The sequence below is a fragment of the Butyrivibrio sp. DSM 10294 genome, assembly GCF_028539135.1.
Lineage (GTDB): Bacteria > Bacillota > Clostridia > Lachnospirales > Lachnospiraceae > Butyrivibrio.
Genome location: NZ_JANSWL010000087.1, coordinates 370,364 through 383,868 on the forward strand (window position 1 = coordinate 370,364; position 13,505 = coordinate 383,868).

Here is a 13,505-nt window from a genome sequence, read left to right on the forward strand (position 1 = left end):
TTTTGCACGCAAAAAAAATCGCCCAATCATATGATTAAGCGATTCTTCTTAATGAGACACGGGGGAATCGAACCCCCGACAACTTGATTAAAAGTCAAGTGCTCTACCGACTGAGCTAGTATCCCATAACAATATGATAATAACAAATCTGCGGTGCTTCTATCCGTCACACCAAAACTGGGCTAGCCGGATTCGAACCGTCGTATGCAGCAGTCAAAGTGCTGTGCCTTACCGCTTGGCGATAGCCCACTATATAACTACTGTAATAAATAAATTGATAAAAATCAAGGGTGGCTAGAGGGACTCGAACCCTCGGTCTCCAGAACCACAATCTGGCGCGTTAACCAACTACGCTATAGCCACCACATTACGTGAAGAGACTTCACTCATATAAAAAATGGGTCATGCACTGAAATGCCTCTTAAGTGCATCCCCATTTCAAATGTGCCCGAAGGGATTCGAACCCCCGACCCACGGCTTAGAAGGCCGTTGCTCTATCCAGCTGAGCTACGGACACAGGATAGATAAATACGTCAAAGATAATTCTCAGACGAGAGCGGGTGATGGGAATCGAACCCACGTATCTAGCTTGGAAGGCTAGTGTTCTACCATTGAACTACACCCGCATATGCTATTCTCGTTATCGACTCTCGTCGGGGTGACAGGATTCGAACCTGCGACCCCCTGCTCCCAAAGCAGGTGCTCTAGCCAAGCTGAGCCACACCCCGAAGCGTTTGCTAAAGCCTTAAGCCGTAACGCAAGAGATATTATATAACGAAAAATCCATGGTTGTCAACACACTTTTCAAAAATTTTTTCACGTTTTTATAAGTACTTAATTTCGTATTTTATCTCACCGTCGTCTTCGATGAAAAGCACTAAATAACTGGGTCTTCGTCCCTCCTGCCTCGGATAAGACAAACTCCCGGGATTAAAAATATACTGATCTCCGATTTTTTTGGCAATAGGTTTGTGAGTGTGTCCGAAGAAAATTATATCTGCTCCTCTGACTACACCTTCACATCTGATATTCTCCAGATCCATGGAAACCATATAGTGATGTCCGTGAGTCAGAAAGGCCTTGTGACCGCAGAGTTCAAACTCAATCTCCCTCTTAAGTCTCGAGAAAAAATCATTGTTGCCGGCAACGAAATAAACGGGGCAATCCGCAGCTATTGCGAATTTCCCCTCTGTGCCCTCGAAATCGCCGCAGTGGATGATTCCGTCAAGCGGCGCCTCTATGTCCAGTAGATCGTAAAAATTCTCTTCTTTACCGTGATTATCGCTAACAACCAAAAACTTGTGCATTACTTCCCCATCTGTCCTATACATACAAAATTACTTAAGAGCATCCCCAAGAAGCTTCTCCATAGCCCTTAGCGCCTTACCTCTGTGGCTGATGGCATTCTTTTCCTCGGGAGAGATCTCAGCGCTGGTCTTGCCGTACTCAGGAAGGAAAAAGATGGGATCGTAGCCAAATCCGTTGCTGCCTGCGATCTCGTAGCCTATAATCCCTTCCATTGTCTCACGCACGCAATAGTCCCTTCCGTCAGGAAGAACCGCAGAAATGGCGCATACAAACCTGGCAGTTCTCTTCTCATCGGGAACTCCCTCAAGCCTTGAGATAATGTTGTTGTTTTTCTCTGTATAGGAAGTATCCTTCCCCATATATCTTGCCGAATATACTCCGGGCTCTTTATTGAGGAAGTCAACCTCAAGACCGGAATCATCGGCCATAACGATAGCCTCTCCGGCAAGTTCCGGATCTGCCTTCTTAAGGGCATCTGCAACGCCCCTGGCCTTGATCATTGAATTTTCCTCGAAGGTAGTTCCATCCTCGACTATATCATCGGAAACACCGGCCTCAGCCATGGATATGATGTCCATTCCAAGGCTTCCCAGTATCTCCCTTATTTCCTTCATTTTGTTCTTATTTCCCGTGGCAAATACTATTTTCATTCCATCTCCTTAAAAGCTTCCAAAATTCCTATATAAATGCCTTCTGCGGCTTTTTTGGCATAGGCGCTCTGCTGCATGTTGACAGCGTCCCCTGAATTGGTCACATACCCAAGATTAACCTTGGCTGAGGGTATCCTGACTCCGGCCAGGATATTGTCGGAAGTCACATGACATCCCGCCGCATTGCAGTTCATCTGTGCTACACAGTTTTTTTCCAAAATATCCGCAAGTTCCCCGTTATTAAGACCTCTTAAGAAAAAGGTGTCGTTATATTCGGTACATACGCCGCATATGCCGGGATCCTCAGAAGTACAGGCTCCTATCCTGATATAGATATCGGCATCTGTCTCTTCCAAAAAATCCGTTCTTCTACTATCTTCTATATCGCTGTCATCCATTCGGGTAAAATACATCTTGGTCCGAACTCCCACATCCTTATCGGAAATGGTCTTGAGTTCCTTGGCAACAAGTAATGCGATATCCTTCTCCTTGACATCCGAGGCGGTATATCCGGCTTCAGATCCGCCTCCTACAGGGTCAACCACAACAACCCTGTCATAGCGCTCCTTGGGATTAAAAAAGGTAACTTCAATGGTTCCCTGATCCGTCAGAAGGCTCTCGTTACCATAGAGCCCGTCCAGCTTAAAATCAAGGCACACATCGTTAGAATCATCCTCACAGATACAGGTTGCGCCCTCGATAGAATCAAGGGCGGAAACAACGGGCTTATCCATGTAAAAATCGCCCTTACAGCCCTTAATGTATATCCGAAGCTCATGGTCTATATATCTGTCTTCCAGCACTATGTCATCGGAGCCCACATTCTTGGAAAGAGGTATCGTAAGAACCCCTTCCTTGCCCGGCTCCAAATTCTTATCCACCAATAGGTCGTAGGACCTCGCAGTATCCACACTGTCCACTCTGTTACCTGCGGCATCGGTGATCATGATGTGCTTGGTCGCGGAACGGTGAAGGCACACAGCAAGGGACAATACAGTAAAAACAGAGGCCCTGATGACCATTTTTTTCATCAAAGCGTTATCCATCAGACTGTTTTCCCATCATCTCTGTTTCGTCTCGGAGGCTTGGGACCCATAAACTGGTAAAAATAGGTCTTGAGCATTCCGTTGTAGATCTTCCTGTTCTTGTCTGCCTTCCTGCCTATATATTTCTCAGCCTGCTCGTAGCCGGTGATAAGATACATGGACCAGGAGTCAAGGGCCTTGTAGCGCTCTCCTATGGTCCTGTACAGTGCGGGAAGCTCCTTGGAGTCTCCGATTCTCTCACCGTAGGGCGGGTTGGATATGATAAAGCCGTATTTCTTCCTATGGCTTAAGTCTGCAATGTCCCTGGCCTGGAAGTGGATCATGTTCTCAACTCCGGCCTTCCTGGCATTAATTCTGGCGATTTCGATCATCTCAGGGTCAATGTCATAGCCCTGGATATCTGTCTCGATATCGGTATTGATCTCGTCTCTTGCCTCATCTCTCACATCCTGCCAGTTCTTGGGCGTAATGATGTGTGTCCAGCTCTCGGCTGTAAAATGCCTGTTCATGCCCGGCGCGATATTGGCTGCGATCATGGCTGCCTCTATAGGGAAGGTACCACTGCCGCAGAAGGGGTCCACAAGGATTCTGTCTGCATGCCAGGGTGTCAGCATCAAAAGAGCTGCCGCCAAGTTCTCGGCTATGGGAGCCTTGGACTCCAGCTTACGATATCCTCTTTTGTGAAGGGAGTCTCCTGTGGTATCAAGGGCCACGGTAACCTCATCCTTCATAAGGAACACCCTCACAGGGAAGTCCTGTCCGTCCTCCTTGAACCAGTCCGTGTGGTAGCTCTGTTTCATCCTCTCTACCATGGCTTTTTTCATAATAGACTGAATATCGGAGGGGCTAAAGAGTTTGCTCTTAACGCTGGAGGCTTTTTTCACCCAGAATCTGCCGTTCTCGGGGATGAATTCCTCCCAGGGGAGCGCTTTGGTTCCCTGGAAAAGATCCTCGAAGGTCTCGGCATGAAAACTTCCCACCTTGATAAGAATACGCTCTGCTGTTCTTAAGGCTATGTTGGCACGACAAACAGCGTCCTCATCACCAGCGAAGGTAATGCGGCCGTCTGCAGCCTCTGTAATGTCGTAGCCGAGGTCAATTATTTCTTTTTTTAATACTGCTTCCAAACCAAAATGGCAGGGAGCTATAAGTTCCATCTTTCTCATATTTATCGATTATAGCATAACCTACTGTTTAATTACAGACAAAAGAAAAAGACGGCTCGCCATCAATTTGTTGATAGCAAGCCGCCTTTAAAACTACTTATTTATTGACTTGATTATTTGGTTGCTGCCTTGGTGATCTTGAAGGTAACGGTCTTGTATCCTGTGTACTCGCCCATTCCTCTAAGAACGTAGGTAGCTGTTCCCTGCTTAACATTGTTGTAGCAAAGAGCAATCTCATAATCTGTGCCTCTTACAAGATTCTTGGTTGCTACTGTCTTACCTGTTCTGGTCTCAGTGTAGAGCCTGATCTTGTCATCTGGTCTTACAGCGCTTCCTGTGTACTTCTGAGCAGAAATCTTAGCGCTCTTAACCTGTGAGAGCTTGTTAAGTGTTCTGATCTGGTATGTAGCAGAAGTCTCACCTGTGTATGCGCCTTTTCCTGTAACAACAACCTTAACTTCGTTGTTGCCCTCAGTAAGAACAGTCTTGCTTGTGATCTCACTCTCGCCGTAGAAGAACTTAAGTGTATAATCTGTCTTCTCCTTAAGAGCCTTGCCGTTCTCATCATATACTACAGGCTTGGAAACAAGGTATTTGCCCTTGGCATTCTTCTTGATTGCCTTGTCTGTTGTAATAACAGTTGCCTTATCAATGCCCTTAGTTGTGATCTCGAAGGTCTTTACTACAGATCCCTTGAAGTTCTTAAGACCTGTGATTGTTACCTTAGGAGCCTTCTTACCTGTAAGTCCGATCTTGTTTGTTCCTGCATAGGTAAGCTTGTAATCAACACCCTCGCGAAGTGTATTCTCACCGAGCTTAACAACAGGTGCAGGCTTAACGCCGCCCTTTACATACTCTACAGGCTCGATAGGAGCTACTGTAGCGGCTGAAATATCAGCAGCTGCGATAGTGAAGCTTGCAGTAAGAGTACCTGTTGTCTTCTGAGACTCGATACCAGTTACGGTAACTGTTGCTGTACCCTTATTAACGTTTCCTGAATACTTAACTGTATATCTTGATGCATCGAGCTTCTCGCCCTTCTTAGCACCCTTTCCTGTGTAAACAGTAACTTCAGGAGTCTTAGCTGTTCCGTCATATACATAAGCTGTTGTTGCAAGCTCAAGAGATCCTGACTTGATGTTAAACAGATCAAGTGCTGTCTTAACGATCTTCTGGCCCTTGCCGAATACAAGAACGTCTGCATTCTTGTACTCACCGTCGAAGTTGCCAAGACCTGTGATGCTTACAGGATAATGCTTAACTGTAATGTCATTGCCCTTTGCATCCTTCACTGTTGTGGTCTTAGGCTCTTCATCCCAGTTAACAACTACCTGGTAGTCCTTGCCTGCCTTAAGAGTCTTGCCCATGTAAACTACTGTTGCTGTTACCTTAGGATACTTCTTGTTTGCTTCCTTACCTGTCTCGTTAACAGCCTTGACAGCAACTGCTGCCTCAGCGATATCTGCAGGTACGATTCTGAAGGTCTCAACAGTCTTGCCCTTGTAGATTCCCTTGCCGGAAATGGTTACAACTGCTGTTCCTACATTTACATTGTTCTTGTATGCTACTGAGTAATCAACACCCTCTGCAAGGAGCTTGCCGTCATAATATACACTGAAGTCCTGAGTAAGCTTCTTACCTGTGTAGCTAAGCTTGGTGCTGAAGTTCTCAAGCTCAAATCCGGGTACGCTCTGAGCTGCATCGTTAGCTGAACCTTCGATCTGTCTCTCATCAGCTACTGCTGTGTAAGCGCCGTCAAGTGCTGCTACAGCTGTGTCAACTCCTGCTGCTTCAAGAGCCTTAATACCTGTCTCTGAAAGCTTGAGGAAGTTGCCAAGATTGATACGTCCGTCTTCAGTTCTCATAGCTGCTGCCACTGCATAAGGATCATTTACATCAGCCTTAGGAGCTGCAAGTGCATCAATCTTATTATTCTTGTCAAATACGAACCAGTCATCTGTAATTGTAACGCCGTCAGCGTTCTTACTAGCGCCGTCCATCCAGAAGAAGTTGTTCTTGCCGTATACTCTGGACTCATCCTGAGTTCCTCTGAGCTTGAAGTTCTCATTTGTCTCCTTACCGGTTGTACGATAAGAGATAACACCATTTACTAAATAATTTGTGTTAGCTGCGTCATTTGTATAAAGAGCTACGTTGTTAGCGCCGTTATTGAATGACATGCAGTTGTAAACCTGGATATCAGGGCCTGAGTTGGAATCAATACCCTTTGCCTTGTTGCCCCAAGCTACTGAATTGATGAGCTTGTGTGCACCGGGCATGCTCTCGCCGCCCATCTTAAATCCGTTACCGTTACCTTCGCTCTTGCCGTCTACACCGTAGCCGTTTGCGAAAGCAACACAGTTCTGAATTGTTACCTGACCGATTGAACCGTTCTCAACCTTGGCGAAGAGATCCCATCCGTCATCAGCATTGTTATAAGAGATACATCCGTCAAATACGATGCCGTCGCCGCAGGTAAGCTTAGCAGCAAATCCGTCTGCATCCTCATAGCCTGCATCAGCATTGCTAAAGGATGTACAGTTGAGGATCAGGTCATAGGAAGGCCACTCATATTTGAGATATCTGCTTACCTGAATACCGGTGTTGCCGTTCTCATAGGTGCGGATGTCTTCAAGTGTATTATGGCTTCCGGCTAAAAGAATACCCTTATCGCTATTTCCTGTCTTAGTAACATCAATGCCCTTGATATTCCAGTAGTTACCTGCGATAACAAATCCGGCGCCACCCTTGTCGGTATTGCGGCCGCCAAAATCAAGTACTGCTCTGCCGCCTTCAGCAACCATTGTTATAGGCTCTGCAGCGGTTCCGTCAATTCCTTTTTCAATAACAAGTCCTGACTTAAGGTTGTAGGTACCGGGTGTCAGTACGATGGTCTGACCGGGCTGTACAAATTTTAATGCTGTGTAGATATCTACAGGAGCTTCTGCAGTTCCCTCTGCCTTTGCATCTCCATTGGGATCAACAAAGATCTTGTCTGAATCATTTACTGTCTGATACTTAACATTGTGTTCGAATGTAAATGTATCATAATTAGAAAGCTTCTGATACTTATCGCCGCCGGGATTGAAGTTCTTGTTAGGTGTGAAGGTTACTGTGAACTTATTGTCACCCTTCTCAAGTCTTACATTTACCTTCTTTACAGCGCCGGCTTTAACCTTCTGCCTGTCAACGACAGCATAACCTGTCTCATCTGTGATTGTAAGTACGCCGTCTGCATTTCCTGAGTAGCTAAGCTCATACTTTGCAGTATTTGAATACTCAGGTGAAATAACCTTGTAGCTAGGCTCTACATATGTGGGCTCCTTGGGCTCAGCCTTAGCATCCTTGGAAGGATCGATAACCTTGAGCTCGATATCGCTGAAGGTTACCTTGAAGGTTCTTGCAGCAAAGAATCCAACATATACATACTTGGAATCAAGCTTGTTAAGAGCCTTGGTATCGTAGTACTTCACAGTCTTAAGAACATTGCCTTCGTTATCAAGATAGCTTACGAAGTAACCTGTGTTGTTCTTCTGGATACGAAGAGTTACCTCTGTGAGAGGATTCTCAACTGTTCCCTTAACTGATCCTGAAGCTTCCTTAGTAAAGAGGTTGTAGGTTCCGGGGCCCATATCACCGCAGCTTGTCTCAAGAGGAGTCATCTTGCTTGAGAAGAATTCCTTAACTGCTGCAGAGTCATTAGCCTCAAGTCTCTCAAGGTTAGAAGGTGTAACACCGATCTTTTCCTGAGATCCAAGACCAAGCTTCATGGAAATCTTATCTGCTGTATCAACGTTTGTTACAGCATGATTTGCTCTGTCATAGTAGTACTCAACCTTGGTAGCTGTTGCCATGTAAGAGTTGTTCCAGAATGTAGCGGCATTACCGTTGACGCCAACTCTGTCGGCTGCCATAAGACCAAAGCCTTCCTGGCCGTTAGTGAAGGTCCAGGTATCAATGGTTGCCTTCGCTGTGAGAGTGAAGTTCTTGTTGGCAGGAACAGCTGTGTAGTAGAAAGCAAGTCCGTCTGTTGATGCAGGAACAAGCTTACCCTTGTTGCCGGTGTTCCAAACTGTTACGGAACCGTTCTCATTGGCTGTAAAGCCTGCATTTGATCCCTTGGTAACGCCGGTACCGAATGCTGAGAATACCCACTCTGTCTCAGATTCTTTTGTTACATTAACTTCAAATGTGTTGGCCTTGGTGGTCTCTTCTCCTCTTACTGCCACAAGAGAGATTTCGTAGGTATGTCCTGCTGTAAGGCCCTTGAATACGTGTGTATATTCTGTTGAATCATTTGCGTCAGCATTCGTAAGTGTGAATTTCTTCTCAACAGGCTTCTTCTTGGAGTCTGTCTTGTCAGTAGCTGTAAGAACATATCCTGTTGCTTCAGGTACTGAATAGAAGTTAACCTTAACATTTCCCTTGCCCTGGTTTACTACATTCTTAAACTCGGGAGTTACAAGAGGAAGTACAAATTCAAATGCATCTGATACTGCGCTTGTCTTAACTGTCTCCTCATCTTCTCTTGAAAGAGTAGCTGAGAATGTGTATTTTCCTGACTTAGCAGGAGAGAATGTAAATGTGAACTCTGTCTTAGTAGCTGTTGAGCCAAGAGTCTTAACTTCCTTGCCCTCGCTGTCAAACATTGTTACATCAAGCTTGTCGCCGCCGTCTACACCGATCTCTGATGTTACTGTAACAACTACGTTGTTAGCGTTGGTCTCATCAAGAGCTACGCCTGCGATAACAGGAGCTGCAACGCTCTCCCAATCTGCTCTCTTGATCTCTTCAGAAGCAGCGCCATCTGTTACTTCTACCTTGAAGAAGTAGTTGTTGTTCTCATAGCCGCCAAGGAAATAAGTTCCTGCTTTTTCAAGTGTAAGAGTTGAGATATAAGCTGTGTTCTTTGCCCATGTTCCTTCTGTTACAGCTGCAACAGCACCTGTGCTGTCAAGAATAGCTACCTGACGGCTGTCATCACCGCCCTGTGCCCACCATACCTTAACGGTTGCATTGTCTGCTGCGGTGGTGAACTTGATGGCATTCATTTCTGTAGAAGCCTTGCCGCCAAGGTTAAGTCTTACGCCTGAAGCATATCCATCCTCCCAGGTCTTGGAGCTTGTATCTACCTTGGACTTAGCGGAGTAGAGAATTGTGTAGAAGCCATCTGTTCCGGCCTTCTCTGCTTCTCCGTTAGCCTTAGCTCCTGCTGCGAAGGTTTCCATCTCTGCAGTCTCAAGTGTGTATACTACAGGTTCTGCAGCCTTATCCTCTGTTACAACCACCTTATAAATATTGTTATTGTTGGTTGCTCCGCCAAGGTAATATGTACCTGCTGCGTCAACCTTAAGTGTTGAAATGTAAGGAGAATTCTTTACCCATGTTCCTTCTGTCTGAGCAAGGATTGCTCCGGAGGCATCAAGGATCGCCATCTGACGGCTATCCTCACCGCCCTGTACCCACCAGATCTTAACTGTTGCTGAGTTTGAAGTGGTGAACTTAATTGCATTTTTCTCAGGTGAAGCAACACCGCCAAAGTTGATTCTCTGAGGTGATGCGTAATCATCTTCCCAAGTCTTTGCGCTTGCGTCAATCTTGGAATTAGCTGAATAAATAAGTGTGAAGTAGTCGTTTGTTCCAGCCTTCTCTGTCTCGCCGTCAGCCTTAGCTCCTGCTGCAAAAGCTGTAAGAGCTGAAGACTCAAGTACGAACTCTGTTGTCTCTGAAGGCTCTGCAGGTGTAGGCTCTTCGGGCTCTTCAACTACAGGCTCTTCCTGGCTGCTTCCATCAGGGAATACGATCTTCATATCAGCATTGTTTGCTGTGAAAGGATCCCAATCGCCAAGGAATGCAGCAACTGTGATTGCCTTGCCATCTGCAAGAACTGCTTCCTTAGGCTGCTGAACCCATGCAGCACGGGCTGCGCTGTTGTTCTCGCCTGATACTTCGAAAGTACCGTACTCAACGTTTCTTGCTGACTCTCCGCCAAGGGTTGTGTTCCAGCCTACAGGCTGAATAAGTGATGTCTTGGCTGTCTCGTCATAAGCGCCATCCTTCCAGCTTGTTGCCTCGACTACGGTGTCGAAGAATACAACCTCAGAAGTGTTAGCCTGCCAAGGTCTTCCGAACTGACCGGGCTTTGATGTATAAGCAGATGCTGTGTCTACTCCCGGAGTTGTGGACTTAACTGTACAGTTGTACATAAGGTATCCACGAGTAGAATTGCTCTTCTGCTGAGGAGCTGTGATATAAGCTACATCGTTCTTATCTTCGCTTGTGTTAAGTACGAGATCGCACTTAGCAAATACTGCTGTCATAGCACCGAAGATATAGTCTGTTCCGCCGTAAACCGCACAGTTGTAGAAAGCTGCTGTGGTTTTCTCATGGCCATAAAGAGTGTCCTGACGTCCGATTATACGGCACCCCTCAAAATAAGCCTCTGTCGCAGAACCTGTAAGAGCAAGAGCTGCTGCTCTCTCTACATATTTCTTATCCTGAACCTTAGTATCACCGGCTGCCATAGTGTTTCTGGCAACAGTGCCTTCCTTAACACTGCTCTGAGGAACGATAACATCCTCTGTAGCCTTCTGTGACATATACTGGTTAAAAGAGTTCTCGAAGATAATGTTCTTTGCTTCGAAACCGGCAGCATCAATAACTACTGAAGCATTCCAGTAAGTAGCTGTGCCTGAACCGGGATTGATAACGGTTGTATAACCGTTAGCCTTGTTTGTTGCAAGAACTTCCTCATCATACTTGTAAGAGTTGTTCATGCTGTAGTAGGTGTAGCCATGTCCATAGTACCAGGTTACACGAACTGCATTCTCATCAATGTCAACGCCCTTATTCTTAAGTGTGTTTGTAGGTGTAGCGCTGGCATTCTCAAGTGTTACATTGGGAACATCAACAACGAGCATCTCCTCGTAGTTGCCGGGCTCAACCTTGATGGTTACTCTCTCGCCGTCTTTTCTGTTCATAAGGCGAACAGCTGCAAGAGCTTCGTTAATTGTTGCGAACTCTGCCTTCTCAGATGAACCTACAAGGAGCTCTGCCCTGTACTCTGTCTGATAAACAGTTGCGATCCTGGTGATATAGGACTGTCCAAGTACAGTGATATCAACAGTTCCTGCGTCGCCCTTGTAATCGTATGTGAAAGTATCGTTCTGAGATGTAGAACCAGTCTTAACATTTACAGAAGGTTCACTCTCATTTTCAAAATAGTATGAATACTGATAATTAGCTGTTACCTGAATCTGGCAATCGCCCTTAACAGGAACGGAAATCTTACCCGCGCCGCTAAAGAGGTATGTATTCTGGTGTGATTTAGCATTGGTCCATGTAAGGCCGTTGTATGCACCTTCGCCCTGAACAGCACACTTAGCTGCAAATGCTGCATCACTGAAATCCCACTCTGTAATATCAGAAGAGAATGCGATTTCCTTAGTTACATCAGCGCCCTTTACTACAAGGTCACTTGTAAGCTTCTGAACATAAGCACCTGCGTTTGAAACCTCAACTACATACTGACCATCTCTGAGGGCGATGTCCTTAGTTCCTGTGAACTTATAAACATAGCCGTCTGCAACGAAGTCATTTTCCACATCAAGTCTTGTGAATGTGAAAACAGCCTCGGCAAGATCCTCTGCTGTAGCTCCCTTAGGAAGGATTGTTACATTATATAAAGGCTTATGCTGGAACTCGATCGCGAGATCCTCTGAGTCCTTGGAAACTGAAACCTCTTTTGTAATAAGGTCATAGTCCTCAACTGCAGCATAGCTCTCTGTTACTGTGTCTTCCTTATCAGCAACAAGAACATCGTACTTAACATCCTTCTGAAGCTTAACTTCATAGGTGATGCCATCAGTGCCTGTTGCAAGCTGGATCTGAGGTACATATACTGAAGTTTCGTCCTGAGGAACGAACTTGAATTCCGCAGCTGCCATGAAGTCAGCTGCGTCCTTGTCCTCAATGCCTGTAACCTTACCTGAAGCAGTTACAAGAGTGATGCCTTCAACTACAACATTCATCTCTGCATCTGCGCTGAGGTTAACAGTCTTGTCAGACTTGATAACATACTCATCTGCACCGGCAAGGCTCACTTCATAATCAAAGCCCTCTGCAAGCTTGGCAGTGAACTTGCCATCAGCTACAGTTGCCTTAACTACGTTGCCATTCTTTGTATTGGTAAATACAAGGTCAAAAGAGCCTACGCCCTTGAAGCCTTCTACTGTACCTGTAAGTGTAGCGTATTTAGCATGCTCACGATATACTCTTGCTACGCAAAGCTTCTCGGTAGCTGAGTAGATCTTGTACTTGGCAGTCTGTGAAGGATAGAAAACAGCCTTAGAAGCGCCGCTTCCACCTACATAACCAAATACAGAATCATCGGTAGCATCAGTCATGTTCTTGAAATGGATCTGAGAATCAGTTCCATTACTGGAAACATAAGCTGTGATGATATCATCAGCCTGACACTCAAGAGCTACATAAACTGCATCTGTTGAGCTCTTGTTTGAATAGATGTAACCACTGTAAACGTTACCCTCTGAATCCTTAAGTGACTTCTCATCATAGTGAGTAAGATTCAGATTAGTTGTTCTGAGTCTGTGTGTTGTGGAGTATCCGCCGTCCTCAAATACGAAATCTCCGTCATCAACTGAGAATGATGCCAGATTAACGCCCTTGGTTCCGGGCTCAACAGCGTAGAAGCCGTTGATGGTATCAACATCAAGTCTGTTGTTGTAAGCCTCTCCCAGGTTCTCTGCCCCGAGATCCCAGACATCTGTCTTGGACTCGTCAAAAGAGCGGGAAGCAGCTTCATTCTTCTCATCAGAAGTATCATCCGGTGTTGTATCCTCAGTTGTTTCTTCCGTAGAAGCATCAGTTACTGCGTCCTCATCCAGGAACTCAAGATCTGTCTCAGAATCATCTTCTGAGGTAAGATCGATGACTTCCTCGTCAAGTTCCAACAGTTCCGGGTCTTCCTCAGCGAAAGCTGTGGAACCTGGCATGCCTGCGGAAATACCGGAAAACGCCATTGCTGCAGATAACACTGTAGCCATAGTCTTGGCGCCGACAGTGTTCCTCCAATTCCTCTTCCTTACCATGTGTGTTGTTCCTCCCATTAAAACAAAACAATTTTCACTCCGGATGCAAGTTTATACTTATTTAATAATGTAACCGCTTACATCCATTTGTAAAACGTGCCTCTATCTTAGCATATCGTCATCGACGAAAACAAGAGAAAAATGGAAGTTTCTTTCATATATATCGCTTAAAAGTCAACAAAGTTTCATGTGCTAAATTTATGCACTTTGTACAAAAACTGATAA

The 13,505-nt window shown here is 45.6% G+C and carries 5 protein-coding genes and 6 tRNA genes; all 11 read right to left on the reverse strand.

The genetic code is table 11. The annotated features are described in order from the left end of the window. Nucleotides 1-52: 52 nt before the first annotated feature. A tRNA-Lys gene (locus NXH67_RS15470) sits at nt 53-125 on the reverse strand. A gap of 52 nt (nt 126-177) precedes the next feature. After that, nucleotides 178-249 (reverse strand) — tRNA-Gln (locus NXH67_RS15475). A 40-nt stretch (nt 250-289) separates the two neighbouring features. Next, nucleotides 290-363: transfer RNA gene (locus NXH67_RS15480), tRNA-His, on the reverse strand. 80 nt (nt 364-443) lie between these two features. Beyond that, nucleotides 444-517, reverse strand: a tRNA-Arg gene (locus NXH67_RS15485). A gap of 38 nt (nt 518-555) precedes the next feature. Next, nucleotides 556-626 (reverse strand) — tRNA-Gly (locus tag NXH67_RS15490). Between the two features lie 27 nt (nt 627-653). Beyond that, a tRNA-Pro gene (locus NXH67_RS15495) sits at nt 654-728 on the reverse strand. 96 nt (nt 729-824) lie between these two features. Further along, nucleotides 825-1,331, reverse strand: a complete 507-nt coding sequence (locus NXH67_RS15500; RefSeq protein WP_272797968.1) for a metallophosphoesterase — start codon at nt 1,329-1,331, stop codon at nt 825-827. Nucleotides 1,332-1,337: 6 nt separating this feature from the next. Next, a complete protein-coding gene (rdgB, locus tag NXH67_RS15505; protein WP_022777630.1) occupies nt 1,338-1,958 on the reverse strand; it encodes an RdgB/HAM1 family non-canonical purine NTP pyrophosphatase in 621 nt (206 codons plus the stop codon). Then, on the reverse strand, nt 1,955-3,004 hold the full coding sequence (locus NXH67_RS15510) for an N-acetylmuramoyl-L-alanine amidase family protein (RefSeq protein WP_272797969.1): 1,050 nt from the start codon (nt 3,002-3,004) through the stop codon (nt 1,955-1,957). The genes rdgB and NXH67_RS15510 overlap by 4 nt, the downstream gene beginning before the upstream one ends. Continuing rightward, a complete protein-coding gene (locus NXH67_RS15515) occupies nt 3,004-4,170 on the reverse strand; it encodes a THUMP domain-containing class I SAM-dependent RNA methyltransferase (protein ID WP_272797970.1) in 1,167 nt (388 codons plus the stop codon). The genes NXH67_RS15510 and NXH67_RS15515 overlap by 1 nt, the downstream gene beginning before the upstream one ends. Before the next feature lie 113 nt (nt 4,171-4,283). Then, on the reverse strand, nt 4,284-13,280 hold the full coding sequence (locus NXH67_RS15520) for a pectinesterase family protein (protein WP_272797971.1): 8,997 nt from the start codon (nt 13,278-13,280) through the stop codon (nt 4,284-4,286). Between the last annotated feature and the right edge of the window lie 225 nt (nt 13,281-13,505).